Source organism: Corynebacterium frankenforstense, assembly GCF_030211955.1.
Lineage (GTDB): Bacteria > Actinomycetota > Actinomycetes > Mycobacteriales > Mycobacteriaceae > Corynebacterium > Corynebacterium frankenforstense_A.
This window is the reverse complement of sequence record NZ_JASODI010000010.1, coordinates 24,623-49,154: the sequence shown is the minus strand read 5'-3', so window position 1 is coordinate 49,154 and position 24,532 is coordinate 24,623. Positions and strand designations below refer to the sequence as shown.

Here is a 24,532-nt window from a genome sequence, read left to right as displayed (position 1 = left end):
GGACAACCACCTTTTCGGCCAACCCCGTTCGTGCGGGGGCGGTGCCCGATATGCTGTGGGTCGTCAGCGCGGAACGCAGGCGCCGTTCCTTATATATCCGTTCCTCCCTAGTGAAGAGGTCCCGCCATGACCCAGGCCCCGCCCGCCGCCGAGCTCGCCGCGGATCTCGCCGACGACGGTGTCGCCGTCGTGGGCACGGGCGCCGACGACCCGGCCTTCGTCGGATCGCTGCGCGACGCGGTCGCCGGCTCCGACATTAAAGGGGGACTGGGCGTCGTCGTCCTCGACGAGACGCCGGCGCAGGTGCCCGCCCTGCGCGATCTCGCACAGGACACGCTCAACGCGATCGAGGCGGGGGGGGCGGGCGCCGCCGGCGGCCCGGGCACCGTCGTCGTGCGCGCGCCCGGGGGTGCGGGCGCGGTCAGCGCACCGGAGACGGGTCTGGCCCGCGCCGAGCTCGACCAGGCGACCCTGGCGATGGTCGGCGAGCCCGACTACCCGGCCTCCGTGGGCGCCTTCTCCGGCGAGCTCGCCGATCCCGGCGTCGGCGTCGCGGGCGCGGGCGTCATCCTCCTGGTCACGCTCGCCGTTCTGGCCGTCGCGGCGCTCGCCGCCTACCGTGCCGCCCGCACGAGGAAGTAGGTCAAGTCTTAAAGCTTTACTTGACGACGTCCCGGTGGTCGCCGTTGCGGCGCCCTGCGACGCCTGAGGGGGCGTGAGAGGGCGGTGGGCCCGCCTACATCTTGACCTGGTCGAGAGCGGAGAGTGACACGCCTGTGACCTTATTTGTGATAAAGATCACTCGTCCGGGGTGTAACGCCTTTTCTGCAGGCCAGCGGGCCGACCGGGTCATGGCTGGGAACTTTACTTCTGTGGCGTGTGTGACTGACTGAGGTTTTCGGGGCTCGCGTGGTCTATGGTTTGGTCATCGACTCGCGGGTCGCCCGCGGTCGCAGGAATTCACTTCCGAATCGGCTGTGACACATCGATGTCGTGGTACGGACCTGTGGGGAAGCATGTCGCGTTCACGGATCGGGAAAGTCACGCCGGGGGAGCACTCCTGTGTCCGGGGCGGCCGCGCGGGGCGGTGCTAGATGGGACGCACACCGCGCGCCCCATCCCCGGGTCAAGGCCGTTGACTTGAAAGTCCGCCGGGGGACTGACAGGAGATTTTCGTGGCTTACTCTCTGAACGCCGATCAGACGCAGACGCCGACTCGCGCCGGTCGTCGGGTCGGCGCCTGCGCGCGTGTCGCCGTGGCGACCACCGTCTCCGCGGTGATGGTCGCCACCTCCGCCGTCGCGGGCGCGGTCCCGCGCAACCCGGAGCCCTCCGAGTTCGCCCAGGCGCAGCAGGCCGTCGATGCTGGCGCCGGCGGCGTGGCCGAGGCGGCCGGCGCGCTGTCCTCCAAGGAGGAGGAGATCGCCAACCTCGAGCTGGACATGGGCGGGGTGCGCGAGCAGATCAACAAGACCCTCGTGGACCTCCACGATGCCCAGGGCTCGGCCGAGCAGGCCCGCCAGGCCGTCAAGGAGGCCCGCGCGGAGCTCGACCAGGTCCAGGACGAGATGAGCTCGGCCCAGGACAAGCTCGACGAGATCTCCCGCACCGCCTACCGCCGCGGCGCCTCCGCGCCGGTCTCCGGTGTCTCCGGCAACGCCACCAGTGAGGACGGCCTGGACCGCCGCACCTACCTGCGCACCAACGCCGAGAAGCAGCGCGCCGCCGTCGACGAGCTCGACCGCCTGCGCACCGAGACCGCCAACCGCGAGTCCCGCCTGCGCGAGGCCCGTGACGTCGCCGAGGACCGCGAGGCCGCCGCCGAGAAGGCGCAGAACGACGCCCGCGCCCAGATCGACGAGCGCTCCCGCGAGCTCGAGGAGAAGAACGCCGAGCGCGAGCAGCTCGTCGCCCAGCGCGACGAGGCCCAGGGCCAGCTCGACGCCGCCCGCGGCCACCACGACAGCCTGGACCGCGAGCGCGAGGAGTACCGCGAGTACGAGCAGCGCGAGCAGGAGCGCAAGGAGGCCGAGGAGAAGGCCCGCGAGGCCGCCGCCGCCAAGGCCAAGGCCGAGCGCGAGGAGGCCGCCGCCGAGGAGCAGGAGCGCGCCCGCAAGGAGGCCGAGGACGCCGCCCAGCGCGAGCGCGAGGCCACCGCCGCCGCGGAGAAGGCCGCCGAGGCCGTCGCCGCGACCCAGCCCGAGCACAACACGCTCGACAACCCGTACCCGACCGGTGAGGACGCGGACGCCGGCGAGATCGCCGCCGTCCAGAATCCCTCCGGCACCGCCGCCACCGGCGAGTCCACCTCGACCGAGGCCACCGAGACCTCCGCGACCGCGCAGGCCACGGCCACCAGCGAAACCGCCACCAGCACCCAGGCCGCCGAGTCGACGCAGTCGACGGCCACCGCCCCGGCCGAGCCCACCGCCACGGCGACCACCGAGGCGGCCGAGGAGACCGCGACCACCACCGAGTCCACCGACTCGACCGGCCAGTCCATCGGCGGGCCGACCCTGGAGACCGCCGACGAGGTCTCCGAGGAGGTCTCGGGCAGCGTCGACGGCTCGCGCGAGCAGCGCATCGAGACCGTCATCGCCCGCGCCAAGTCGCAGATCGGCATGCCGTACGCCTGGGGCGGCGGCGACGCCAACGGCCCGACCAAGGGCATCCGCGACGGCGGTGTCGCCGACTCCTACGGCGACTACAACAAAATCGGCTTCGACTGCTCCGGCCTGGTCCTCTACGCCTTCGCCGGCGTCGGCATCTCGCTGCCGCACTACACCGGTTACCAGTACCAGCGCGGCACCAAGGTCGACCCCTCGAACATGGAGCGCGGCGACCTGATCTTCTACGGCCCCGCCGGCAACCACCACGTGGCCATCTACCTGGGCGACGGCCAGATGATCGAGGCACCGCAGTCCGGCTCGACCGTCCAGATCTCGCCGGTCCGCTGGTCGGGCATGTCGGCCAGCGCCGTCCGCCTGATCTGATCCGGAATTAAAAAACCCGCAGGCTACGGGGTCCACGCACGGCGCGGGCCCCGTTTTTGCGTGATCAAAAGGTTGACGTAGCATCGTGCGCATGAACCAAGGTTTCCCCCACGACGCGCTGCTCGTGCTCTCCTTCGGTGGCCCGGAGGCCGACGAGGAGGTCATCCCCTTCCTCCAGAACGTCACGCGGGGCCGCGGCATCCCCGTCGAACGGCTCAAGGTCGTCGGCGAGCACTACTACCACTTCGGCGGTGTCAGCCCGATCAACCGGCTGAACAAGGAGATGATCGCCAACATCGAGGCCGAGCTGGAGCGGCGTGGCATCGACGTGCCCGTCTACTTCGGCAACCGCAACTGGCACCCCTTCCTCGAGGACACCGCCGAGCGGATGGCCGCCGACGGCGTGCGCCACCCCCTCGTCTTCGCCACCTCGGCGTGGGGCGGCTACTCCGGGGCCCGCCAGTACGACGAGGACATCCGGCGCGCCCGGGCCCACCTGGCCGAGCGCGGCGCGCCCGAGCTCGAGTTCACCAAGCTGCGCCAGTTCTTCAACCACCCCGGCTTCGTCGACGAGATGGCCGCCGGCATCCGCGACGCCCGCGCGAAGTTCGGCGCCGACGAGAACGCCCGCCTCGTCTTCACCGCCCACTCGGTGCCGGTGACCGACCGCGGCCACGGCGAGGGCCCGGCCGAGTCCGAGGTCTACGAGTCCCAGGTGCGCGAAGCCGCCCGCCTGGTGGCGGCCGCCGCCGGCGAGTCCGACCACGACCTGGTCTGGCAGTCGCGCTCCGGCCCGCCCCACCAGCCGTGGCTCGAGCCCGACGTCGTCGACTTCGTCACCGGGCTCCACGAGGCCGAGGGCCTCGACGCGGTGCTCAACTGCCCGGTCGGCTTCGTATCCGACCACATGGAGGTCGTCTGGGACCTCGACACCGAGCTGAAGCAGGCCTGCGACGAGATGGGCGTGCACCTGGAGCGCTCGCGCACCGCCGGCACCACGGAGCCCTTCGCCCGCGGCGTCGTCGACCTCATGGAGGAGGCCGCCGGCCTGCGCGAGATCGAGGTCCGCGGCGACATGCCCGCCTGGGGCGTCAGCGTCAACGGCGAGCCCGTGGACGCCTACCCGCGCGCCAGCTCGCGCACGGCGTAGTCCACGCCGGCCACCCGGGCCCGTCGCACCGGCCCACCGAGGGCCAGCAGCTGCGGGTCCAGGCTGTGGTCGCCGATGCGTTCGGGGAGCGTCTCGACGATCGCGGCGACCCGGTCGGCGCGCGCGAAGAGCTTCGCCGCCCGCGGCGGCACCGAACCGGGAAGACCCGGGGTGTCGTAAAAGTCGCCCAGAGTCCCCACGGTCAACCGTGGGGACTTTACTTTGGGGTCGGGTCGGTAGCCCACGGCGTCGATGAGGTCCGTGGCCCGGTTCGTGGCCTGGGTGAGCAGCCGGTCGGCCTCGCCCGGGGAGAGGTAGTCCGGCGCCGGCAGGGGAGCCGGCCCGCTGAAGCGCTCCCAGACCACCGGCGAGCCGTCGGCGGGCACCCTCGGCACCAGCGCGTGGTAGACGGTCGGGTCCGTGCCCTCGACCACCACGGCGCCGGGGCCGACCGCGGCGGCGGCAGCCGCCGGGGAGCGGGCCGGAAGCCGCGGGGCGTCGGCCGGGCCGGAGAGCACCAGGCGCAGCCCCGCGTCCGTCTCGTGGGCGCCGCAGCGACGGAGGAAGGCCAGCACATCGGTGAGGGGCGCGGCGTCGTCAAGCGTCTGTCCGGGGCCGAAGAGCTCGGTCAGCGCACCGAGCACCGAGTCAGCGGGCTCGTGGCCGTGCAGTCCGGCGGCCAGCCAGACGACGGCGTTCTGCAGCGGGGAGTAGACGGTCTCGCGGATGCTCACGGCCAGCCACTCTAGGCGGACCCGCACGGGGGATAGGCTGTGGGGCCATGAGCTTCCACGACCCCTACGCCGGGGACATCCTCTCCGGCCACGCGCGCAACCGCCCCGCGACCTACCCGGAGCTGCCCGCCAAGCAGGGCACCGTCGTCGAGGTCTTCGGGCAGAACTTCGTCGGTGCCGTCATCGGCACCGAGCGCGCCGTCGAGGGCGAGCTGGTCCGCCTCGAGGACCGCTACGGCACCACGCGCGTCTTCCGGCTGCGCCCGGGCGGCTTCCTGCACCAGGGCCGCCGCGTTACCCTCGTGCGCGACGTCGCCGCCGCGCCCGCCCCGCCCACGCACTCCAACTCCGGCTCCCGGCGGGTGCGCGACGTTCAGGCCAAGGTCGCCGCGCCCTCGCGCATCTGGGTCGAGGGCATCCACGACGCCGCGATCGTCGAGAAGGTCTGGGGCCACGACCTGCGCGTCGAGGGCGTGGTCGTGGAGTACCTGGAGGGCCTGGACAACCTTCCCGAGCGCCTCGCCGAGTTCCGCCCCGGCCCCGGCCGCCGCGTCGGCGTGCTCGCTGACCACCTGGTCAAGGGCTCCAAGGAGTCCCGCCTGGTCGAGGGCGTGGGCGAGCACGTGCTGGTCACCGGCCACCCGTTCATCGACATCTGGGCCGCCGTCAAGCCCGCCAGCGTCGGCATCCGCGCCTGGCCGGAGGTGCCCTACGGCGAGGACTGGAAGACCGGCGTGTGCGAGCGCCTCGGCTGGTCCGACCCCAAGGAGGGCTGGAGCCGGGTGTACGCGGCCGTGCACAACTTCCGCGACCTCGACTCCTCGCTGATCGGGGCCGTCGAGCGCCTCGTCGACTTCGTCACCGACCCCTCGCTGAGCAAGGCGGACGCCGCCGGCTGAAAACCCGTGCGTCAGGGCTCCCGGAGGCCGCGGGCCTGCGGTACCTTGGGGCCCATGGGAACGATCGTCTGGTTCATCGGCGCCCTGGTGCTCGCGGGCCTCGAGCTCGCCGCCGGGGAGTTCACCTTCCTCATGCTCGCCGCGGGCGCCCTGGCCGCGACCGGGACGTCGCTGGCCGGCGTGCCCGAGTGGGCCAACGTGCTGGTGTTCGCCGTCGTCTCGATCGGTCTCATCGTCTTCCTTCGCCCCTGGCTGCGACGGAAGATGCAGAAGCCCCTCGCCCTGGACACCTCGCCGCGCGCCCTCGTCGGGCAGTCGGCCGAGGTGCTCGAGCCCACCGACGCCCACACCGGACAGGTCCGCCTCGACGGCTCGATCTGGTCGGCGCGCTCGATGGACCCGTCCGTGACCTTCGGCGCGGGGGACTCCGTCACCGTCGTTCGCATCGACGGCGCCACCGCCGTCGTCTGGAAGGAGCCCTGACCCATGGCAGGCCTGATCGTCCTGCTGGTGATCCTGGTCTTCGTCGCTCTCGTCGTCTTCAAGTCCATCGCCCTGATCCCCCAGGGCGAGGCGGCGGTCATCGAGCGGCTCGGCCGGTACACCCGCACCGTCTCGGGCGGCATCACGCTGCTCGTCCCCTTCATCGACCGGGTCCGCGCCCGGGTGGACACGCGTGAGCGCGTGGTGTCCTTCCCGCCGCAGGCCGTCATCACCGAGGACAACCTGACCGTGGCCATCGACATCGTGGTCACGTTCCAGATCAACGAGCCGGCCCGCGCCATCTACGGCGTGGACAACTACATCGTCGGCGTCGAGCAGATCTCCGTGGCCACGCTGCGCGACGTCGTCGGCGGCATGACCCTGGAGGAGACCCTGACCTCCCGCGAGGTCATCAACCGCCGCCTGCGCGGCGAGCTGGACGCGGCCACCACCAAGTGGGGCCTGCGCATCTCCCGCGTCGAGCTGAAGGCCATCGACCCGCCGCCCTCCATCCAGCAGTCGATGGAGAAGCAGATGAAGGCCGACCGCGAGAAGCGCGCGACGATCCTCACCGCCGAGGGTCAGCGCGAGGCCGACATCAAGACCGCCGAGGGCGAGAAGCAGGCCCGCATCCTCGCCGCGGAGGGCGAGAAGCACGCCGCGATCCTGGCCGCCGAGGCCGAGCGCCAGTCCGAGATCCTGCTCGCCGAGGGCCGCCGCGCCGCCCGCTACCTCGAGGCCCAGGGTGAGGCCCGCGCGATCCAGAAGGTCAACGCGGCCATCCGCGCCTCGAAGCCGACGCCCGAGGTGCTGGCCTACCAGTACCTGGAGAAGCTGCCGAAGATGGCCGAGGGCCAGGCCTCCACGATGTGGATGATCCCGGCCCAGTTCGGCGACACCCTCGAGCAGTTCGCCAAGGCCTTCAGCAACAAGGACGACGACGGCGTCTTCCGCTACGAGCCGGCCGACGTCGACGCGGAGACCCGCGAAATGGCCGAGGAGGGCGACACCAACGAGTGGTTCTCCACCGAGTCCGACCCGGAGATCGCCGCCGCCGTGGCCGCCGCCAACGCCGTGGCCAACAAGCCCGTCGACCCGGGGATACCGCTCGCCGGCGAGGAGAAGGCCCCCAAGGCCACCCCGGCCCGCCGCCGCGACGAGAGCGCCGGTGACCGTGGCACCGCCACGCCGGCCGCCCACCCGGAACGCGGCATCGCCGCCCCGACGCAGCAGCCGGCCGAGGGAGTCCAGTTCAGCGACGACGTGTGGGGCACCGGCCCGGAGACGCCCCAGGGGCAGCCCGCACCGCGGCACGGCCGTCCCGATGAGCACCGTTAGCGCTGCCGCGCAGCGCTGAACCGCACCAGACAGCGACTGACCGGCGCCCCGTGGCGCCGGTCAGTTCTCTCTTCTCTATCAGTCGTTTTCCGGCGCAGCCTTCTGGGCCGCCGTGATGAGGTTGACCGCCAGCTGCCAGCCGGCGTTCTCCGCCTGCCAGCCCGCGGCCCGCAGCCGCTGCGAGATCGCCTGCTTGGTGATGCCGAGGCGCTCCGCGGCCTCGATCTGGTTCATGCCCGTGCGCATCAGCGAGGTCGCCTCCCGGCCCTCCAGCGAGCGCTTGGCCAGCACCTGGCCGAGCAGCAGGAAGACCGCGGCGATGTCCTCGCCGGCGGTGCCGGTGGCGTCCGGGAGCACCCGGGCGCGCACCAGCCCCGGGCGGGCGGCCCTGCCCAACGCCGCGGTGGCCGCCTCGGTCGCGTCGTGGGCGGCGTCGGTCACGCCGACGCCGAGTGCCCACTCACCGTCGGAAAGCAACGCCATGACCGTGTCGCAGAGGCTCTCGGGCGTCTCCACGCGCGCCCGGATGTCCTCGACGCCCAGCCGCTCGAAGTCGCCGACGCCGGGCAGCGTGGCCAGCGCCTCGGCGCTGCGGCGCACCAGTTCGGCGCGGCGGGTGCTGCGGCCGCGGTAGCGGGCGTGCAGGGCGAGCACGGGGACACCTCCGGAAAATCAGGCGGGGAGAGAGGGGGAGAGGGCGGGGGACCGGCACCGGCCGGTCAGGCCTCTACCCTTGATCTGCCACCCGACTGTACCGGCATCCGGTGATCGACGGCGAGACCGACGAGCCCGACCAGAGCCAGCGCCACCGTGAAGGCGATGACCACCGGGTCGGCGTGCCCGGTCAGGGTGTCGCCGAAGAAGACCAGCGCCACGGTGCCGGGCGCGGAGCCGACGCAGGTCGCCACCGCGTAGGGCAGCACGCGCACCGGCGAGAGCGCGCAGGCGCAGTTGAGAACGAAGAACGGCACGCCGGCGATCATGCGCAGCGAGCCGACGGCCAGCCAGCCGCGCTGCCGCAGCCGGGCGTTGATGCCCGCCACCGCAGGGTGATCCAGGCGCGGGCGGATCCAGTCGCCGGTCAGCCCGCGCACCACGCCGAGCGAGACGACCGCGGAGACCGTCGTCGCGGTCACGGCCACCAGCGCCCCGGTCCAGGGTCCGAAGAGGATGCCCGAGGCCAGAGTCAGGAAGGTGCGCGGCACGGGCAGCTGCGTGACCGCCACGTAGAGCAGCCAGAAGGCGACGACGAACCAGTCGCCGGCTGAGTCCGACCACGCCCGCAGGGTGGCCAGGCTGGGCAGGTCCACGGTCAGCGTCAGCACGATGAACGCGCCGAGCGCGGCGGCCACGAGCACCTTGCGGTGCACCGGCCAGCCCAGCACCGTGCGCCAGGCGTCGGCGACGAGGCCGAGCACGAAGCCGAGGAAGCTGCGCACCCAGCGGCCGAGTCCGGCCATCCCATCACCCCTCCGCGGCCGGGCCACGGCCCGGCTTCGGGGCCTTGATCACCGGCGGGCGCCACATGCCCATCTCGTGGACACCCTCGCCGTGCTTGGGCAGTCGGCCCATGGGCACGAAGCCGAGGCGCTCGTAGAGGTTGGCGGCGTGCGGGGTGCTCGCCTCGAGGTAGACCGCGTCGTTGCCGGCGCGCTCCAGGCCGTGGTTGAGCAGCGCGGTGCCCACGCCGCGGCGCTGCGCGGTCGGGGAGACGGCCAGGGTGTAGAGGTACCAGTGCGCGAACCGCGGCTCGAAGGAGGATTCCTGGCGGTCGCGCAGCACGGCGGTGGCGGCGTGGCGGCCGAAGAGGGAGACCCAGTCCTTGAGCGCGGAGATCTTCTCCACCGGCCCCGGCCCGTCGTCGGGGGTGCTCCACAGGGCGACGCCGAGCGGGGTGGCGTCGTCGGTTTCGCCGTCGACGGCGACGTCGATGCGGCCGTGCGGGATGTAGTGGCGCCTGATCTGGGCGGAGAGCATCCGCGCGAGCGTCTCGCGGTGGCCCAGCCCGCGGGCCAGGGGAGTCACGCGGCGGAAGGACGGGTCGTCCTCGAAGGCGTCGACGAGGATCTTGATCGCGTCGTCGTGGTCGGTTGCTCGGTAGCTTCTCACGGATACAGTCACGACCGTCGATTCTAGATCCCGCCGCGCATACGCGTGATCCCGGGCCACCGTGTGACGGTGACCCGGGATCAGATCGTGCCCGGAGGGGGACTTGAACCCCCACGTCCGTTAATAGGACACTAGCACCTCAAGCTAGCGCGTCTGCCATTCCGCCACCCGGGCAGGGTGGTCGTCGCCGCATCGCGGCGCGCAACGGGGATCACCTTAACCCGAACCCGGTTCGCGGAACAAATTGCCAGCTCACGCCGCTTTCCGACGTCCCGTCGCCCCCACGTGGGCGAAAACGCCCCCGCGGCGGCGCATGTTTAGGTACAAACGGGTACATGAGCAACCACGACTACGCCACAGACCCCCGTTTCCCCGGCCCGGACCCGTACGCGCCCCTGAAGGACCTTCCGGGCTTCGAGCTGACCTCCGAGGACTTCGATGACGGCGCGCAGCTGCCGGCCGCGCAGACGGCCGCCGAGAACGTCTCGCCGCAGCTGTCCTGGTCCGGCCTGCCCGAGGGCACCAAGTCGCTGGCCGTGACCTGCTACGACCCGGACGCCCCGACGGCGGCCGGCTTCTGGCACTGGGCCGCCTTCAACATCCCGGTGTCCACCGACAGCCTGCCCGCCGGCGCGGGTGCGAAAAACGACCTCGGCATCGACGGGGTGACCGCCCTGCGCAACGACGGCGGCTCGCGTGCCTTCGCCGGTGCCGCCCCGCCGGCCGGCCACGGCCCGCACCGCTACCTGTTCGCCGTGCACGCCGTGGACGTCGAGCACCTGGACGTCGACGCGGACGCCACCCCGACGGTGCTCGGCTTCAACCTGTACTTCCACGCCATCGGACGCGCCATCCTCTGGGGCTGGCACGAGAACGAGTGAGCGCGCGGGAACAGGGTGTCGCTGCCGCAGGAGGCGGCCGCGGCCCGGATCGTGGCGGCGTGCCGGCCGGCCTGCGCGTCGGCGGCGCCTTCCTCGGCGTGGCCCTGGTGGCCCTGCTGCTGCTCGTCCTCGACGTCTTCGGCAGGGGCGTGGGCGCCCCCTTCGAGTTCACCCCGCGCGTGCTCACGATCCTGCTGGCGGGCGCGCTGCTCGGTGCCTTCGCCACGACCCGCCGTGACGAGCCCGGCAGCCGCGGAAAGGTCATCGCCCTGATCGTCGCGGTGCTGCTCGTCGTGGCGAGCCGCTTCATGCCCCCGGAGCCCGCCTACGCCACCGCCCAGCACTGGGTGCTGGGTCTCGTGGTCGTGGCGGGCGTGTGCGCCTGGCTCATCCGGCGCAGCTTCGCCGCCTGAGGCAGCTTCAGGTGGGCCGTGTCTAGGCGGCCAGCCAGGCCTTCCGGCAGCCGACGGCCTCGGCGATGTTGTTCATGCCCTGGCGGCGCAGCTGCTCGGCCAGGCCGCGGTGGATGTCGCGGATCCAGTCCGGGCCGCCGTAGATCATGCCGGTGTAGCCCTGCAGCAGGCTCGCGCCCGCCGCGATGCGGGCCCAGGCCTCCTCGGCGGTGAAGATGCCGCCGGAGGCCACCAGCACCACGTCACTGTCGGCCAGCCGGGCGTGCAGGCGCTCGAGCACCTCGAGGGCGCGGGCGGCCAGCGGCGGCCCGGAGATGCCGCCGGCGCCCATGGCCGCGACCTCGTCTGAGTCGGTCTTCAGGTTCTCCCGCGAGATGGTCGTGTTGGTGGCCACCACGCCGGCCAGGCCGAGCTCCACGGCCAGGTCCGCCACGGCGTCGACGTCCTCGTCGGAGAGGTCCGGGGCGATCTTGACCATCACCGGGGTGTCCGTCTCCTCCTGCACGGCGGCGAGGATCGGGCGCAGCGCCTCGACGGCCTGCAGGTCGCGCAGGCCCGGAGTGTTGGGGGAGGAGACGTTGACCACCACGTAGTCGGCCAGGTGGCCGAGCAGGTGGGCGCTGGTGCGGTAGTCCTCGACGGCCTCCTCTGCCGGGGTGACCTTCGTCTTGCCGATGTTGATGGCGATGACGCCGGCCCCGCGGCGGGCCTTGAGGTTGGCCGCCGCCGCGGCCGCGCCCGGGTTGTTGAAGCCCATGCGGTTGAGCAGGGCCTTGTCCGCCGGCAGGCGGTAGAGGCGCGGGGCCGGGTTGCCCGGCTGCCCCTTGGCGGTCACGGTGCCCAGCTCGGCGTAGCCGAAGCCGCAGGCCTCCCAGACGTCGGCGACCTCGGCGGCCTTGTCGAAACCGGCGGCCAGGCCCAGCGGGCGCTCGAAGTGCACGCCGAAGAGGTCCTGGGAGAGGATCGGCTCGCGCACCGGGAAGATCTTCGAGACGGCCGTGCGCACCGGGCCGGCCTTCTGCATGACGCGCAGGGCGGACATGATGATGCCGTGGATGCGCTCCGGTGGGATCTGGAACATCACCTTCAGGGCGGCGGCGTAGGCGCGGTGACGGAGATCGAGGGTCACGGTGGATTCTCCCGGGTTCGGTAGGGAAGGAATGGAAAGGACGGAGGGGGCGCCCCGGCTGCCGGGGCGCCCGGGCTCAGGCGCCGGCGGCGTCGGCGACGACCTGCACACCGGAACCAGTGGCGGAGACGGCGACCAGCGTGCCGTCGTCAAGCACGACGATGCTCTGCGCGTCGGGCACCGCGCGCAGCTGCGTGGTCTGCTCGGGGCTGCCGGAGGAGAGGTCGAAGGCGCGCAGGCCGCGGTCGCCGGGCGAGGAGACCCAGGCGCGCTTCGCGTGCGGGTCCCAGGCGACGGCCCAGGGCTCGCCGTCGACCGGGACGGTCTGGTGCAGGCGGATGACGTCGTCGGTGGTGTAGACCGCCAGCTGGCCGCCGGTGGCGTCGGCGGCGAGCAGGAAGTCGTCCTCGCCGGGGGCGACGGTGCCCACGCCGAGGCCGACGCGCAGCCGGCCGCCCTGGCGCGGCGGGTCGTTGGTCCAGTCCACGTCCTGGATCGTGGTGTCCGGGTTGAAGGTGCGCACCACGGCGTCGCGCTCGCCGTCGCGGCCGGGCACGGAGACCAGCTCGGTGGCCGGGTCCTCGACCTCGATGCGCTCGGTCGAGCGGTCCGGGCGGGTCATGACGATCTCGGGCTCGTCCGCGTTGGCGGTGAACAGCTCCCCGGAGGCCACGAGCGCGGCGCGGGTGGCGTCGCCTTCCACGTCGCGGCGCTCGGGCTCGGCCGGATCCGCGGGGTCGAAGAGGAGGACCTCGGAGCCACAGGCGAGGACGAATGTGCCCGCGCCCTGGGTCAGGGTGCCGCAGGCGGGGTCGGTCTCGACGACCTCGGCCTTTCCGTCGCGCAGCTGGGCGACGGTGCCGAATGCGACCGCGTCCCTCCCGCGCAGACCGACGACCTCGCCGTCGGTGACCGCCTGGGAGATCTCGCCGAGGCCCGTCGGAGCCTCGAACGTCTCACCGTCGGGTGCGTCTCCGGCGGAGTCGGAGACCGCCGGGCGGGCGTTGCCCATGTTCTCTTCGGTGCCGTCCTGACCGTCCGTCCCGCCGCATGCGGTCAGCGTCAGCAGTGCGGCGGTGAGGAGGGGGAGGCCGATGGCGCGCTTTCTCACAGACAGCCAGCCTAGCAGTGCGACCGGGCGGTCCCGCCCCGCCGGTCGCCGCTGGTCAGGCCGAGACGTCGCTCACGCGGAGACGTCGTCGAGCGCGCGGGTGATCGCCGCGGGCAGTCGCACCCCGTCGGCGGCGAAGGCGACGCGGGCCTGGGCGGGGTCGGAGGGGCCCGTCACCGCGGCGGCCACCCCCGGCCGGTCGCGCACCCAGGCCAGCGCGGCCACGGCCGGGTCGACGCCCAGGCCCTCGGCGGCGGTGCGCAGCGCGTCGACGATGGTCCGGGCCCGTGCACCCAGCAGCGGGTGCGCCTCGGCGGGCAGCTCGCCGCGGGAGAGCCCCGCGAGCACCCCGTGGCCCAGCGGCGCGCGGGCCAGGAGCCCCACGCCGAGGTAGCCGGCCGCCGGGGCCAGGTCCTCCTCGGGCTGGCGCACCAGCAGTGAGTACTCGGCCTGCGCGGCGACGACGCCGCCCGGTCCCGCGACGCCGGCCGTGCAGGCGAGCTGCCAGCCGGTGTGGTCGCGCACCCCGGCGTAGCGGACCTTGCCGGAGGCGACGGCCGCGGCGAGGGTGTCGGTGACCTCGCTCATCGGGGTCTGGCGGTCGAAGTAGCCCACCGACCACAGGTCCAGGTGGTCGGTGCCCAGGCGGGTCAGGGTGCGGTCCAGCTGGGCGAGCAGGCTGCGCCGCGAACAGTCCACGCGGCGGCCCACCGGGGCGGTCGGGTCGACACCAGCGGCCGAGGAGAGGACGAGCTCCTCGCGCGGCAGGTCGGCCAGGACGCGGGCGAGCACCTCCTCGGCGCGGCCGACGCCGTAGGCCGGCGAGGTGTCGACGAGGCTGCCGCCGGCGTCGAGGAAGACCCGGGCGATGGCCCGGGCGTCATCGGAGTGGGTGGCCGTGCCCCAGGCCTCGGTGCCCAGTCCGAGGGCCCCGACGCGCAGCCCGGAGCGGCCCACGGTGCGAGATTCCACCCGCCCCACCCTAGTGGGTAGGGTGTTGCCCGTGAATGACGTGACGACGCTCGCCTCCGGCGCCCCGGAGGCCATGAGCTGGGCCCAGGTGATCGTGCTCTCCATCGTGCAGGGACTCACGGAGTTCCTGCCGGTGAGCTCATCCGGCCACCTGCGCATCGTCTCCGAGCTGTTCTGGGGCCAGGACGCCGGCGCCTCCTTCACCGCCGTGGTGCAGCTGGGCACCGAGGCCGCCGTGCTGGTCTTCTTCGCCCGCGACATCTGGCGCATCCTCACCGGCTGGTTCCGCGGCCTGCGCGACCGTGGGGCCCGCGGCCTGGACTACCGCATGGGCTGGATGGTCGTCGCCGGCACCATCCCGGTCGGCCTCATCGGCTTCCTGGGCAAGGACATCATCCGCGAGAACCTGCGCAACCTGTGGATCACCGCCACCGTGCTCGTGCTCTTCTCCTTCGTGTTCATCCTCGCCGAGCGCCAGGGCAGGAAGACCCGCGGCTTCGACGAGCTGACCATGAAGGACGCGGTCGTGATGGGTCTGTGGCAGTGCCTCTCGCTGATCCCAGGCGTCTCGCGCTCCGGCGGCACCATCTCCGGCGGCCTCTTCCTGGGCCTCGACCGCGAGGTGGCCACCCGGTTCTCCTTCCTGCTGGCCGTCCCCGCTGTCCTCGCCTCCGGACTGTTCTCGCTGCCGGACGCCTTCGATCCGCAGGCCGGCCAGGCCGCCACCGGCACGCAGCTGGCCGTCGGCACCGTCATCTGCTTCGCGCTCGGCTACGTCTGCATCGCGTGGCTGCTGAAGTTCGTCTCCAACCACTCCTTCGCCTGGTTCGCCGCCTACCGCATCCCCGCCGGCCTGATCGTCATGCTGCTGCTGGCCACCGGCGTCCTCCAGCCGGTCTAGAAACCGGTCCAGGCCGTTTCGGGCGGGCCCCGGCCCGGGTGGGCCCGCCTGTCCGCCGCCGCGTCGCGGCGGACGGTTAGAGTGTGGACCATGCAATCCTGGCCCCGCCCCGAACTCACCCGCGCCGCCGGCACCGCCGTGCCGCTGAAGCTCTTCGACACCGCCGACCAGGCGGTCAAGCCCGTCGAGATCCCGGCGTCCGGCCCGGTCGGCCTCTACGTCTGCGGCATCACCCCCTACGACTCGACCCACCTCGGCCACGCGGCGACCTACCTCGCCTTCGACCTGGCCCACCGGGTGCTGCTCGACAACGGCCACGAGGTCCGCTACGTCCAGAACGTCACCGACGTAGACGACCCGCTCTTCGAGCGCGCCTTGCGCGACGGCGTGGACTGGCGCGAGCTCGGCGACGGGCAGATCGACAAGTTCCGCGGCGACATGACCGCCCTCGAGGTCTTCCCGCCGCAGGACTTCATCGGCGCGATGGAGGCCGTCGACGAGATCGTCGTGCTCGTGCAGAAGCTGCTGGACAAGGGGGCGGCCTACGTCGTCGACGACCCGGAGCACCCGGACGTCTACGCACGCGTCGACGCCACCGAGAACTTCGGCTACGAGTCCAACTACACCCACGAGGAGATGACCGCCGCCTTCGCCGAGCGCGGCGGCGACCCGGACCGCCCGGGCAAGCGCGACCCGCTCGACGCCCTGATCTGGCGCGCCCACCGCGAGGGCGAGCCCGCCTGGGACTCGCCCTTCGGCCCGGGCCGACCCGGCTGGCACGTCGAGTGCTCGGCGATCGCCACCGACCGGCTCGGCTCCAGCTTCGCCATCCAGGGCGGCGGCAGCGACCTGGCCTTCCCGCACCACGAGTACTCCGCCGCCCACGCGGAGGCGGGTCTCGACGTCGCGCGCATGGCCGGCCACTACGTGCACTGCGGCATGATCGCCCTCGACGGCACCAAGATGTCGAAGTCCCTGGGCAACCTCGTCTTCGTCGCCGACCTCGTCGCCGCCGGCCACGAGCCCTCGGCCATCCGCCTCGGCGTCTTCGCCGGCCACTACCGCCAGGACCGCGACTGGTCCGACGCCGTGCTGGCCGAGGCCGAGGAGCGCCTGGCCGCCTGGCGCGCCGCCGCGGACGCCGCCCAGGACCCGGAGGCCGCCGAGGCAGTCGTCGCGGAGCTGCGCGAGCGCCTCTCCGACGACCTGGACACCCCGGGCGCGCTCGCGGCGCTGGACGGGTGGGCACGCGACGTCGTCAAGCACGACGGTGCCCCGCGCGGCGCGGCGGGGGAGACGGTCGCCGAGGCCGTGCACGCCCTGCTCGGCGTGCACGTCTAGGCGTAATCGGTGACAATGGCGCCATGAGCATCCGCGCTGACTTCCAGCCCCGCATCGACGAGTACATCAGTGACCTGGAGACCTTCGCCACCGGCGCCTACCTGCGCGAGGGTGAGACGGACAGCTGGGAGGCGCCCTACGACGCCTCCGCGCTCGGCGAGCTGCGCGGGATCCTCGAGGACTTCCTCGACCGCCTGGACCGGGTGCCCGACGACCCCGAGGCCGACCTGCTCGAACCCGTGGTCGCCCGCACCCTCGAGGAGCTGACCCAGTTCAACTCCAAGCACGCCGACGCCGTGCTCGAGCCCGAGGAGTTCGACGAGCTCAACGAGCTGATCACCGACGCCGCCGCCACCACCGGCGCGACCGACGAGACGCTCGCGGCGCTGCCCGTCCTCGAGTGAGTCCCGCCTGGTAGGCTGCCCCTTCCGGACACATCCTGCGGAAAGGTGGCACTTAGACTCATGGCGGCTTCTTCGGGGCGTACGCCCGCGGCGGTCTTCTTCGACATGGACGGCACCATGGTGGACTCGGAGCCGCTGTGGGGGATCGCCACCTTCGAGCTCAGCGAGAAGCTGGGCCGCCGGCTCACCCCCGAGCTGCGGCAGGCGACCATCGGCGGGTCCTTCCCGAACACGCTGCGCATCTGCGCCGAGCACGCCGGGGTCACCGTCGACGAGGCGACCGCCGACCGGCTGCGCGAGGAGATGCTCGCCCGCGTGGCCGATCTCTTCCGCGAGCGACTCGAGCCGAAGCCCGGCGTGCGCGACCTGCTCGGTGATCTGGGGTCTGCGGGGGTGCCCGCCGTGGTCACCACGAACACCGTGCGTCCGCTCGCCGACATCGCCATCGACGCGGTGGGCCGGGACTTCTTCGCCGACGCCGTCACCGGCGACCAGGTCGCCCGCTACAAGCCGGCCCCCGACATGTTCCTCGAGGCCGCCCGGCGCACGGGTGTCAGCCCCGCGGACTGCGTCGTCTTCGAGGATTCGCTCGCCGGGATGTCCGGCGCGCTCGAGGCCGGCTGCGTGGTCATCGGGCTGCCGGAGGTCCCGGGGCAGGCCCCGCAGCCGGGGGCGGCGGACCTCGGCGAGCTCAACGGCGAGCGCAGTTTTGTGGGGGTCGACGCCCACCGGGTGGGGGTGTGGTTCGACCGACTGTCGGGGGTGTAGCGCGGCGCGTGCCATAATGAAGCCGTGAAGAACTTCGACTCTCTGTTTGCTGAACTCGCTGACCGTGCCAAGAACCGCCCGGAGGGCTCGGGGACCGTGGAGGCCCTCGACAAGGGGATGCATTTCCTGGGCAAGAAGGTCAACGAGGAAGCCGGCGAGGTCTGGCTGGCCGCCGAGTACCAGTCCGACGAGGAGCTGGCGGAAGAGATCTCCCAGCTCGTCTACTGGTCGCAGGTGATCATGGTGGCCCGCGGGCTCAAGCCCGAGGACATCTACCGCTACCTCTGAGCCGCACGCCGACCCCGCCCCACGCACCAACCCCCAGGAGTCACTGAAACCGTCATGCTCAAGATCGCCATCCCCAACAAGGGCTCGCTCTCCGAGGTTGCCAGCAGCATCCTCAAGGAGGCCGGCTACTCCGGCCGCGGCGACACCAAGGCCCTCAACGTCGTCGACAAGGACAACGGGGTGGAGTTTTTCTTCCTGCGCCCCAAGGACATCGCCATCTACGTCGCCGCCGGTCACCTCGACCTGGGCATCACCGGCCGAGACCTGGCCCGCGACTCGCGCGCCGACGTCCGTGAGGTCATGTCGCTCGGCTTCGGCAACTCCACCTTCCGCTACGCCGCCCCGGCGGGGGAGGACTGGACCCCCGAGAAACTCGACGGCAAGCGCATCGCGACCTCGTACCCGAACCTCGTGCGCGCCGACCTGGCCGAGCGCGGGCTCACCGCCGAGGTCATCCGGCTCGACGGCGCGGTGGAGATCGCCATCCGCCTCGGCGTGGCCGACGCCATCGCCGACGTCGTCTCGACCGGGCGCACGCTGCGCAAGCAGGGCCTCGAGCCCTTCGGCGAGGTGCTCTGCGACTCCGAGGCCGTCGTGGTCGCCCGCGCCGACGCCGAGCTGACCGAGGAACACCAGGTCATCCTGCGTCGCTTCCAGGGCATCCTCAACGCGCACAACTACGTCATGCTCGACTACAACATCGCCCGCGAGAACCTCGAGGCCTCCTCGGAGATCACCCCGGGGCTGACCGGCCCGACGATATCGCCGCTGACCCGCGAGAACTGGGTGGCCGTGCGCGCGATGATCCCGCGCCAGGAGGCCAACAACGTCATGGACCGCCTGCAGGCCGTCGGCGCCGAGGCGATCCTCGCCAGCGACCTACGGATCGCCCGGATCTGAGTGCAACCCGCGTCACCGGGGCGCGTGCAGTTAATTCTTTTCACAACTGGATGCGCACCTTTCTCCTGCCTCATTCGGGGGTAATCGTTCGTTGAACTGGACTTCTTAGGCTCGCCATACGTCTCATTGGATTCCGACCTATACGCAACACCTATCAGTACTTAAAACTGCAGGATAACAGGTAATTTTCAGTTCTGTATGGTGGGAGGCAACATCCCGGCCAGCGCCGCGCCCCCCACACGAGGGGGTGACGTGCCCGGGATGGCACTGAATCGCGGCGATACAGAAAGGAATTCCACATGACTTCTTCTGACGGCACAACCAAGGACACCAGCGTCCGCGTCGAGGAGGACCTCCTCGGCACCATGGAGGTCCCCAACGACGCGTACTACGGCATCCACACGATGCGCGCGATCGACAACTACAAGATCTCCGGCAAGACCATCAACGACGTGCCCTCCTTCATCCGCGGCATGGTCGAGGTGAAGAAGGCCACCGCCATGGCCAACCACCGCCTGCACGTGCTGCCGAAGGAGAAGGCCTTCGCCATCGTCTGGGCCTGTGACCAGATCCTCAACGAGGGTCGCTGCATGGATCAGTTCCCGATCGACGTCTTCCAGGGCGGCGCCGGCACCTCGCTGAACATGAACACCAACGAGGTCGTCGCCAACCTGGCCCTCGAGCACCTGGGCAAGGAGAAGGGCGACTACGAGGCCCTGAACCCGAACGACGACGTCAATATGGCGCAGTCCACCAACGACGCCTACCCGACCGGCTTCCGCCTCGGCGTCTACGCCGAGATGCAGAACCTCATCGAGGCCTACGACAAGCTGTGCGACGCCTTCCGCGCCAAGGGCGAGGAGTTCGCCCACGTGCTCAAGATGGGCCGCACCCAGCTGCAGGACGCCGTCCCGATGACCCTGGGCGCCGAGTTCCACGGGTTCGCGATCAACCTGTCCGAGGAGCGCGCCATCCTGGAGACCGCCGCGGAGAAGCTGCTCGAGGTTAACCTCGGCGCGACCGCCATCGGCACCGGCTTGAACACCCCGGAGGGCTTCCGCGAGGAGGTCACCAAGGCGCTGGCCGAGAACACCGGCCTGAACGTCGTCTCCGCCGAGGACCTCATCGAGGCCACCAGCGACAACGGCGCCTACGTGCTGGCCCACGGCGCCATCAAGCGCGCCGCCATGAAGCTCTCCAAGATCTGCAACGACCTGCGTCTGCTCTCCTCGGGCCCGCGCGCCGGCCTCAACGAGATCAACCTGCCCGAGCGTGCCGCCGGCTCGTCGATCATGCCGGCCAAGGTCAACCCGGTCATCCCCGAGGTCGTCAACCAGGTCTGCTTCCGCGTCTTCGGCAACGACATCACCGTCACCTGGGCCGCCGAGGCCGGCCAGCTGCAGCTCAACGTCATGGAGCCGGCCATCGGCCAGGCCATGTTCGAGTCGCTGCTGACGCTGACCAACGCCGCAGACACCCTGCGTGAGAAGTGCGTCACCGGCATCACCGCCAACGAGGACGTCTGCCAGGCCTACGTGGACAACTCCATCGGCATCATCACCTACCTGAACCCCTTCATCGGCCACCACAACGGCGATGTCGTGGGCAAGGAGGCCGCCGAGACCGGTCGCTCCGTGCGTGAACTGGTCCTGGAGAAGGGGCTCATCGACGAGGAGACCATGAACAAGGTCCTCTCGAAGGAGAACCTGATGAACCCGAAGTACCAGGGCAAGGTCTACGACGAGGACTAGGTCCAAGTACCATCCCCAGTGACCGCTGCACCGCCCCCGGCTCTGGCCGGGTGGCGGCTTGTCGCCTGCGCGAATGAGTTTCTCTGGCGCCGAGGCGAAGCGGTCCCCGTCTCCCGTCCCGGGCGATAAGCGCCCGGGGCCGCAAGAAAGTAACCGCAAGTGATCATCCTTCAGATCCTCATTGTCCTCGGCGCCATCGTGCTCGGCGCCCGGCTCGGATCCATCGCGATCGGCTTCGCCGGCGGCGCAGGTGTGCTGCTGCTCGGCCTGACCGGCGTTCCGGTGGAGTTCGACGCCATCCCGTTCGACGTCATCGGCATCATCATGTGTGTCATCGCGGCCATCTCCGCGATGCAGCGCGCCGGCGGCCTGGACCTGCTGGTCCACTGGGCCGAGAAGTTCCTGCGCCGTAACCCCAAGCAGATCACCGTCTGGGCGCCGATCGTCACCTACCTGATGACGCTGTGCGCCGGCACCGGGCACACCGCGTTCTCCACCCTCCCGGTCATCGTCGAGGTGGCCAAGGAGGGCAAGATCCGCCCCTCGCGTCCGCTGTCCGTGGCCGTCCCGGCCTCGCAGATGGCCATCGTGGCCTCGCCGATCTCCGCGGCCGTGGTCTTCATGGCCTCCATCCTGGAGCCGCTCGGCGTGGGCTACCTGTCCCTGCTGGCCGTGCTGATCCCGGCGACCTTCCTGGCGATCTTCCCGACGGCCATCCTGGCCAACAAGCTGGGCAAGCCGCTGGAGCAGGACCCGGTCTACCTGGACCGCCTCGAGCGCGGCCTGGTCTCCCCGCCTGCCGTCACCTCCGACTACAAGCCGACCCGCTCGGGCAAGATCTCCGTGGCGACCTTCCTGATCGCCATCCTGCTCGTGGTCATCTGGGCCACCATCACCTCGGACAACGTCGGCCTGATCTCGGACCCGACGCTGCCGCGCAACGAGGCGATCATGTCCATCATGCTACTGGCCGCCACCGTAATCGTCGTGGTCACCAAGATCCCGGCCGGCGAGATCCTGGGCACCCAGGTCTTCCGCTCCGGCATGTCGGCCTGTGTCTGTGTCCTCGGCGTCGCCTGGCTGGGCACCACGATCATCAACGACAACATCGAGTCGATCGAGGCCTTCGCCGGTGACGTGCTCGAGACTGCTCCGTGGCTGCTGGCCGTGGTCATGTTCTTCGCCGCCGCCCTGCTGTACTCGCAGGCCGCCACGGCGAAGGCCCTCATGCCGGCCGCCCTGGCCATCGGCGTCAGCCCGCTGACCGCCGTCGCCGCGTTCCCGGCCGTCTCCGCCCTGTTCATCCTCCCGACCTACCCGACGCTGCTCGCCGCGGTCGAGATGGACGACACCGGCTCCACCCAGATCGGCAAGTGGGTCTTCAACCACCCGTTCCTGGTGCCGGGCACCCTGCAGATCATCATCTCGGTGCTGCTCTGCTACGCCTTCGGCTCGGTCCTCATCTAGGACTCCACCGCCTCAGGCTCAACGGGCCCCGACCTTTCCCGGTCGGGGCCCGTTGCCGTGTCCCGGACCGCGCGCCTCACGCGTCGACGAGCACGAGCACGATGCCGCCGACGCCGAGCACGCCCATCGCCAGCGCCATCAGCGCCACACCGCCGACGTTGGCCGAGACCCGCCCGGCGGCGAGCCCCGTCGCCTCGCGCCGGTAGCGGGAGCGCTGCCGGGCCAGGATCGTGCCGGCCACCGTCAGCAGCACGGCGTAGAGCGCGAAGACCGCCGGGCCGTAGAGCGGTATCCAGCGCAGGAGCACCGCGGAGGCCGTCAGCATCGCGAGCACGGTGCGCGACCAGGACAGGCTCGTGCGCTCCGGCTGCAGGCCGGGGTCGCCGTGGACCGCGGGGGCGCCGCTCACGCGAGGAACATCCCGGCGGCCACGGCGCAGGCGATCACCGCCGCCGCCGAGAGCACGGGCACGATCGCCGGCACCGGCAGGGGACGGTGCTCGCGCATGGCGCGCTCCACGCGCAGCCAGCGCACGGCCGCGCCCAGCGAGATGACGAGTCCCACGGCGATGACGAAGACGGCCAGGGCCACGCGCACCTCGCGCGGCAGGCCCTCGAGCTCGAAGGCGCCCAGGGCCACGCCGCCGGCCAGGAAGGCCAGCGAGGTGCGCGTCCACGCCAGGAAGGTGCGCTCGTTGGCCAGCGTGAAGCGGGGGTCCGGCTCGTCGCCGTGGGGGAGCGCCACGCGAGCCAGCCACGAGCGGGTGTGAGTTCCGTTACTGGAGTCCTGATCGGTCACACCGACAATGGTAGCCCCGGGGGCGTTGAGTAACCTGGCACACATGGCACTCACCGACGTTGACATCGCCCAAGACCACACCCTCGAGCCGATCCAGGACATCGCCGCGAAGCTGGCCATCCCGGCCGAGGCCCTGCACCCCTACGGCACCGACAAGGCGAAGGTGGACCCCACCAAGCTTCCGGACCGCGGCAAGAAGGGCAAGCTCGTGCTGGTCACCGGCATCTCGCCGACCCCGGCCGGCGAGGGTAAGTCGACCGTGCTGATCGGCCTGACCGACGCCCTGGCCCGCCTCGGCCACCGCGCGGCGGCGGCCCTGCGCGAGCCTTCCCAGGGCCCCGTGATGGGCATCAAGGGCGGCGCCTGCGGCGGCGGCTACTCGCAGATCGTTCCGATGGCGGACATCAACCTGCACTTCACCGGCGACTTCCACGCCATCTCCGCGGCCACCAACACCCTGGCCGCGCTGGTGGACAACCACATCCACCAGGGCAACCGCCTCAACATCGACCCGCGCCAGGTCACCTGGCAGCGCTGCATCGACGTCAACGACCGCACCCTGCGCGGCGTGGTCACCGGCCTGGGCGGCCGCGCCCACGGCGTGCCCGCCGAGACCAGCTTCACCATCACCGCGGCCAGCGAGATCATGGCCGTGATCGGCCTGGCCGACGGCCTGGCGGACCTCAAGGAACGCCTCGCCGCGATCACCGTCGGCTACACCTACGACGGCGCGCCGGTCACCGCCGGCGACCTCGGTGCGGCCGGCGCGCTGACCGTGCTGCTCAAGGACGCCGTGCTGCCCAACCTGGTGCAGACCCTCGGCGGCACCCCGGCCTTCGTGCACGGCGGTCCCTTCGCCAACATCGCCCACGGCTGCAACACCCTGGCCGCCACCCGCGCCGCCCTCGACTGCGCCGACATCGTGTGCACCGAGGCCGGCTTCGGCTCGGACCTGGGCGCCGAGAAGTTCTTCGACATCAAGTCCCGCGCCGGCGACCTCGACGTCGCGGGCACCGTCGTCGTGGCCACCATCCGTTCGCTCAAGTACAACGGCGGCGTCGAGCGCGCCGACCTGGACGCAGAGGACATCGACGCGCTGGCGCGCGGCGTCGTCAATCTCGAGCGCCACGTGGAGAACATCCGTCACTTCGGCGTCGAGCCCGTTGTCGCGCTCAACCTCTTCCCCTCGGACACCGAGGCCGAGCGGGCCTGGATGTTCGACTGGGCCCGCGAGTTCGGCGTCGAGATGGCCGAGGCCGAGGTCTGGGGCAAGGGCGGCGCCGGCGGCGAGGCGCTCGCCGAGAAGGTGCTCGCCAGCCTGGGCGAGGGCTCGCACCCGATCTACGACCCGGCCGACGGCGTCGAGAACGCCATCGAGCGCGTGGCCTTCCTGATCTACCACGCCGGGCGCGTCGAGTACTCCCGCAAGGCGGAGAAGGACCTGGCCACGCTCAAGGCCAACGGCTGGGACAAGCTGCCGGTGTGCATCTCGAAGACGCAGTACTCCTTCTCGGACGACCCGCACGCCCTCGGCGCGCCGGACAACCACGTCCTGCACGTGCGCGAGCTCGTGCCGCGCACCGGCGCCGGGTTCGTCGTCGCCCTGACCGGCGACGTGATGACGATGCCGGGCCTGCCGAAGAAGCCGGCCGCCGAGAACATCGACATCGACGCCGACGGCCGCATCACCGGCCTGTTCTAG

At 71.4% G+C, this 24,532-nt stretch carries 26 protein-coding genes and 1 tRNA gene; 17 read left to right on the top strand and 10 right to left on the bottom strand.

Features of this window, described 5'->3' with window-relative positions:
* Positions 1-126 precede the first annotated feature (126 nt).
* The 3 genes from QP119_RS06660 (at position 127) to QP119_RS06650 (ending at position 4,143) form a co-directional block, all read left to right on the top strand.
* Complete coding sequence (locus QP119_RS06660) at positions 127-642, top strand: DUF6676 family protein (RefSeq protein WP_284774675.1); 516 nt, start codon at positions 127-129, stop codon at positions 640-642.
* Positions 643-1,175: 533 nt separating this feature from the next.
* Entirely contained in the window at positions 1,176-2,993 is a 1,818-nt protein-coding gene (locus tag QP119_RS06655; RefSeq protein WP_284774674.1) for a DIP1281 family NlpC/P60 protein, read from the top strand.
* A 91-nt stretch (positions 2,994-3,084) separates the two neighbouring features.
* Positions 3,085-4,143 carry a ferrochelatase gene (locus QP119_RS06650; RefSeq protein WP_284774673.1) on the top strand — a complete coding sequence of 353 codons (1,059 nt, stop codon included), beginning with the start codon at positions 3,085-3,087 and terminating at the stop codon, positions 4,141-4,143.
* Here the strand turns inward: QP119_RS06650 and QP119_RS06645 are convergent.
* A complete protein-coding gene (locus QP119_RS06645) occupies positions 4,113-4,877 on the bottom strand; it encodes a hypothetical protein (protein ID WP_284774672.1) in 765 nt (254 codons plus the stop codon). The two genes, QP119_RS06650 and QP119_RS06645, sit on opposite strands and share 31 nt — an antisense overlap.
* Positions 4,878-4,924: 47 nt before the next feature.
* Here QP119_RS06645 and QP119_RS06640 point away from each other — a divergent pair, with 47 nt between their 5' ends.
* From QP119_RS06640 to QP119_RS06630, 3 genes are read left to right on the top strand one after another with little or no spacing between them, the layout of a single operon-like run.
* Positions 4,925-5,776 (top strand): DUF3097 domain-containing protein, encoded by an 852-nt coding sequence (locus QP119_RS06640; RefSeq protein WP_284774671.1) that lies wholly within the window; start codon positions 4,925-4,927, stop codon positions 5,774-5,776.
* Between the two features lie 54 nt (positions 5,777-5,830).
* Positions 5,831-6,259 carry an NfeD family protein gene (locus QP119_RS06635; protein WP_284774670.1) on the top strand — a complete coding sequence of 143 codons (429 nt, stop codon included), beginning with the start codon at positions 5,831-5,833 and terminating at the stop codon, positions 6,257-6,259.
* 3 nt (positions 6,260-6,262) lie between these two features.
* Positions 6,263-7,597: an SPFH domain-containing protein gene (locus QP119_RS06630; protein WP_284774669.1), complete on the top strand. Its 1,335-nt coding sequence runs from the start codon at positions 6,263-6,265 to the stop codon at positions 7,595-7,597.
* A 78-nt stretch (positions 7,598-7,675) separates the two neighbouring features.
* Here QP119_RS06630 and QP119_RS06625 read toward each other — a convergent pair whose 3' ends face one another.
* From QP119_RS06625 to QP119_RS06610, 4 genes are all read right to left on the bottom strand, one after another.
* The gene (locus tag QP119_RS06625; protein ID WP_284774668.1) at positions 7,676-8,251 is read right to left on the bottom strand and encodes a MarR family transcriptional regulator; all 576 of its coding nucleotides are present in this window, start codon (positions 8,249-8,251) and stop codon (positions 7,676-7,678) included.
* Between the two features lie 65 nt (positions 8,252-8,316).
* Complete coding sequence (locus QP119_RS06620) at positions 8,317-9,057, bottom strand: TVP38/TMEM64 family protein (RefSeq protein ID WP_284774667.1); 741 nt, start codon at positions 9,055-9,057, stop codon at positions 8,317-8,319.
* 4 nt (positions 9,058-9,061) lie between these two features.
* A complete protein-coding gene (locus QP119_RS06615) occupies positions 9,062-9,718 on the bottom strand; it encodes a GNAT family N-acetyltransferase (protein WP_284774666.1) in 657 nt (218 codons plus the stop codon).
* Between the two features lie 76 nt (positions 9,719-9,794).
* A tRNA-Leu gene (locus QP119_RS06610) sits at positions 9,795-9,880 on the bottom strand.
* 161 nt (positions 9,881-10,041) lie between these two features.
* On the opposite strand from QP119_RS06610, the gene QP119_RS06605 reads away from it, so the two are divergent.
* Together QP119_RS06605 and QP119_RS06600 are read left to right on the top strand one after the other, a co-directional pair.
* Complete coding sequence (locus tag QP119_RS06605) at positions 10,042-10,587, top strand: YbhB/YbcL family Raf kinase inhibitor-like protein (RefSeq protein WP_284774665.1); 546 nt, start codon at positions 10,042-10,044, stop codon at positions 10,585-10,587.
* Positions 10,588-10,646: 59 nt separating this feature from the next.
* Positions 10,647-11,000, top strand: a complete 354-nt coding sequence (locus tag QP119_RS06600; protein ID WP_284774663.1) for a hypothetical protein — start codon at positions 10,647-10,649, stop codon at positions 10,998-11,000.
* A gap of 22 nt (positions 11,001-11,022) precedes the next feature.
* Here QP119_RS06600 and QP119_RS06595 read toward each other — a convergent pair whose 3' ends face one another.
* The 3 genes from QP119_RS06595 to QP119_RS06585 form a co-directional block, all read right to left on the bottom strand.
* Positions 11,023-12,129 (bottom strand): quinone-dependent dihydroorotate dehydrogenase, encoded by a 1,107-nt coding sequence (locus QP119_RS06595; protein WP_284774661.1) that lies wholly within the window; start codon positions 12,127-12,129, stop codon positions 11,023-11,025.
* A 76-nt stretch (positions 12,130-12,205) separates the two neighbouring features.
* Complete coding sequence (locus QP119_RS06590; RefSeq protein ID WP_284774659.1) at positions 12,206-13,240, bottom strand: YncE family protein; 1,035 nt, start codon at positions 13,238-13,240, stop codon at positions 12,206-12,208.
* A gap of 72 nt (positions 13,241-13,312) precedes the next feature.
* Positions 13,313-14,212, bottom strand: a complete 900-nt coding sequence (locus tag QP119_RS06585) for an aldo/keto reductase (RefSeq protein WP_284774658.1) — start codon at positions 14,210-14,212, stop codon at positions 13,313-13,315.
* Between the two features lie 73 nt (positions 14,213-14,285).
* On the opposite strand from QP119_RS06585, the gene QP119_RS06580 reads away from it, so the two are divergent.
* From QP119_RS06580 to QP119_RS06545, 8 genes are all read left to right on the top strand, one after another.
* The gene (locus tag QP119_RS06580; protein ID WP_284774736.1) at positions 14,286-15,113 is read left to right on the top strand and encodes an undecaprenyl-diphosphate phosphatase; all 828 of its coding nucleotides are present in this window, start codon (positions 14,286-14,288) and stop codon (positions 15,111-15,113) included.
* A gap of 90 nt (positions 15,114-15,203) precedes the next feature.
* Positions 15,204-16,454 (top strand): cysteine--1-D-myo-inosityl 2-amino-2-deoxy-alpha-D-glucopyranoside ligase, encoded by a 1,251-nt coding sequence (gene mshC, locus QP119_RS06575; protein ID WP_284774656.1) that lies wholly within the window; start codon positions 15,204-15,206, stop codon positions 16,452-16,454.
* Between the two features lie 23 nt (positions 16,455-16,477).
* Positions 16,478-16,858: a hypothetical protein gene (locus tag QP119_RS06570; protein ID WP_284774655.1), complete on the top strand. Its 381-nt coding sequence runs from the start codon at positions 16,478-16,480 to the stop codon at positions 16,856-16,858.
* A 60-nt stretch (positions 16,859-16,918) separates the two neighbouring features.
* Positions 16,919-17,626 carry an HAD family hydrolase gene (locus QP119_RS06565; RefSeq protein ID WP_284774654.1) on the top strand — a complete coding sequence of 236 codons (708 nt, stop codon included), beginning with the start codon at positions 16,919-16,921 and terminating at the stop codon, positions 17,624-17,626.
* Between the two features lie 24 nt (positions 17,627-17,650).
* On the top strand, positions 17,651-17,914 hold the full coding sequence (locus QP119_RS06560; RefSeq protein ID WP_284774653.1) for a phosphoribosyl-ATP diphosphatase: 264 nt from the start codon (positions 17,651-17,653) through the stop codon (positions 17,912-17,914).
* Between the two features lie 54 nt (positions 17,915-17,968).
* Positions 17,969-18,814: an ATP phosphoribosyltransferase gene (gene hisG / locus QP119_RS06555; protein ID WP_284774651.1), complete on the top strand. Its 846-nt coding sequence runs from the start codon at positions 17,969-17,971 to the stop codon at positions 18,812-18,814.
* Positions 18,815-19,113: 299 nt separating this feature from the next.
* Positions 19,114-20,565 carry an aspartate ammonia-lyase gene (gene aspA, locus QP119_RS06550; protein WP_284774648.1) on the top strand — a complete coding sequence of 484 codons (1,452 nt, stop codon included), beginning with the start codon at positions 19,114-19,116 and terminating at the stop codon, positions 20,563-20,565.
* Positions 20,566-20,724: 159 nt separating this feature from the next.
* The gene (locus QP119_RS06545; RefSeq protein ID WP_284774646.1) at positions 20,725-22,032 is read left to right on the top strand and encodes an anaerobic C4-dicarboxylate transporter; all 1,308 of its coding nucleotides are present in this window, start codon (positions 20,725-20,727) and stop codon (positions 22,030-22,032) included.
* Positions 22,033-22,108: 76 nt separating this feature from the next.
* On the opposite strand, the gene QP119_RS06540 is transcribed toward QP119_RS06545, so the two are convergent.
* Together QP119_RS06540 and QP119_RS06535 are read right to left on the bottom strand one after the other, a co-directional pair.
* Positions 22,109-22,441, bottom strand: coding sequence for a DUF202 domain-containing protein (locus tag QP119_RS06540; RefSeq protein ID WP_284774644.1), 333 nt, complete (start codon positions 22,439-22,441; stop codon positions 22,109-22,111).
* Positions 22,438-22,830 carry a YidH family protein gene (locus QP119_RS06535; RefSeq protein WP_423777767.1) on the bottom strand — a complete coding sequence of 131 codons (393 nt, stop codon included), beginning with the start codon at positions 22,828-22,830 and terminating at the stop codon, positions 22,438-22,440. The genes QP119_RS06540 and QP119_RS06535 overlap by 4 nt, the downstream gene beginning before the upstream one ends.
* 43 nt (positions 22,831-22,873) lie before the next feature.
* On the opposite strand from QP119_RS06535, the gene QP119_RS06530 reads away from it, so the two are divergent.
* Positions 22,874-24,532 (top strand): formate--tetrahydrofolate ligase, encoded by a 1,659-nt coding sequence (locus tag QP119_RS06530; RefSeq protein ID WP_284774642.1) that lies wholly within the window; start codon positions 22,874-22,876, stop codon positions 24,530-24,532.

Excerpts from the sequence above, each read along its gene's own strand:
- QP119_RS06660 (WP_284774675.1), top strand. The coding sequence starts at position 127 with ATGACCCAGGCCCCGCCCGCCGCCGAGCTCGCCGCGGATCTCGCCGAC.
- QP119_RS06650 (WP_284774673.1), top strand. The coding sequence starts at position 3,085 with ATGAACCAAGGTTTCCCCCACGACGCGCTGCTCGTGCTCTCCTTCGGT.
- QP119_RS06640 (WP_284774671.1), top strand. The coding sequence starts at position 4,925 with ATGAGCTTCCACGACCCCTACGCCGGGGACATCCTCTCCGGCCACGCG.
- QP119_RS06635 (WP_284774670.1), top strand. The coding sequence starts at position 5,831 with ATGGGAACGATCGTCTGGTTCATCGGCGCCCTGGTGCTCGCGGGCCTC.
- QP119_RS06630 (WP_284774669.1), top strand. The coding sequence starts at position 6,263 with ATGGCAGGCCTGATCGTCCTGCTGGTGATCCTGGTCTTCGTCGCTCTC.
- QP119_RS06620 (WP_284774667.1), bottom strand. The coding sequence starts at position 9,057 with ATGGCCGGACTCGGCCGCTGGGTGCGCAGCTTCCTCGGCTTCGTGCTC.
- QP119_RS06605 (WP_284774665.1), top strand. The coding sequence starts at position 10,042 with ATGAGCAACCACGACTACGCCACAGACCCCCGTTTCCCCGGCCCGGAC.
- QP119_RS06580 (WP_284774736.1), top strand. The coding sequence starts at position 14,286 with ATGAGCTGGGCCCAGGTGATCGTGCTCTCCATCGTGCAGGGACTCACG.
- mshC (WP_284774656.1), top strand. The coding sequence starts at position 15,204 with ATGCAATCCTGGCCCCGCCCCGAACTCACCCGCGCCGCCGGCACCGCC.
- QP119_RS06570 (WP_284774655.1), top strand. The coding sequence starts at position 16,478 with ATGAGCATCCGCGCTGACTTCCAGCCCCGCATCGACGAGTACATCAGT.
- QP119_RS06565 (WP_284774654.1), top strand. The coding sequence starts at position 16,919 with ATGGCGGCTTCTTCGGGGCGTACGCCCGCGGCGGTCTTCTTCGACATG.
- hisG (WP_284774651.1), top strand. The coding sequence starts at position 17,969 with ATGCTCAAGATCGCCATCCCCAACAAGGGCTCGCTCTCCGAGGTTGCC.
- aspA (WP_284774648.1), top strand. The coding sequence starts at position 19,114 with ATGACTTCTTCTGACGGCACAACCAAGGACACCAGCGTCCGCGTCGAG.
- QP119_RS06530 (WP_284774642.1), top strand. The coding sequence starts at position 22,874 with ATGGCACTCACCGACGTTGACATCGCCCAAGACCACACCCTCGAGCCG.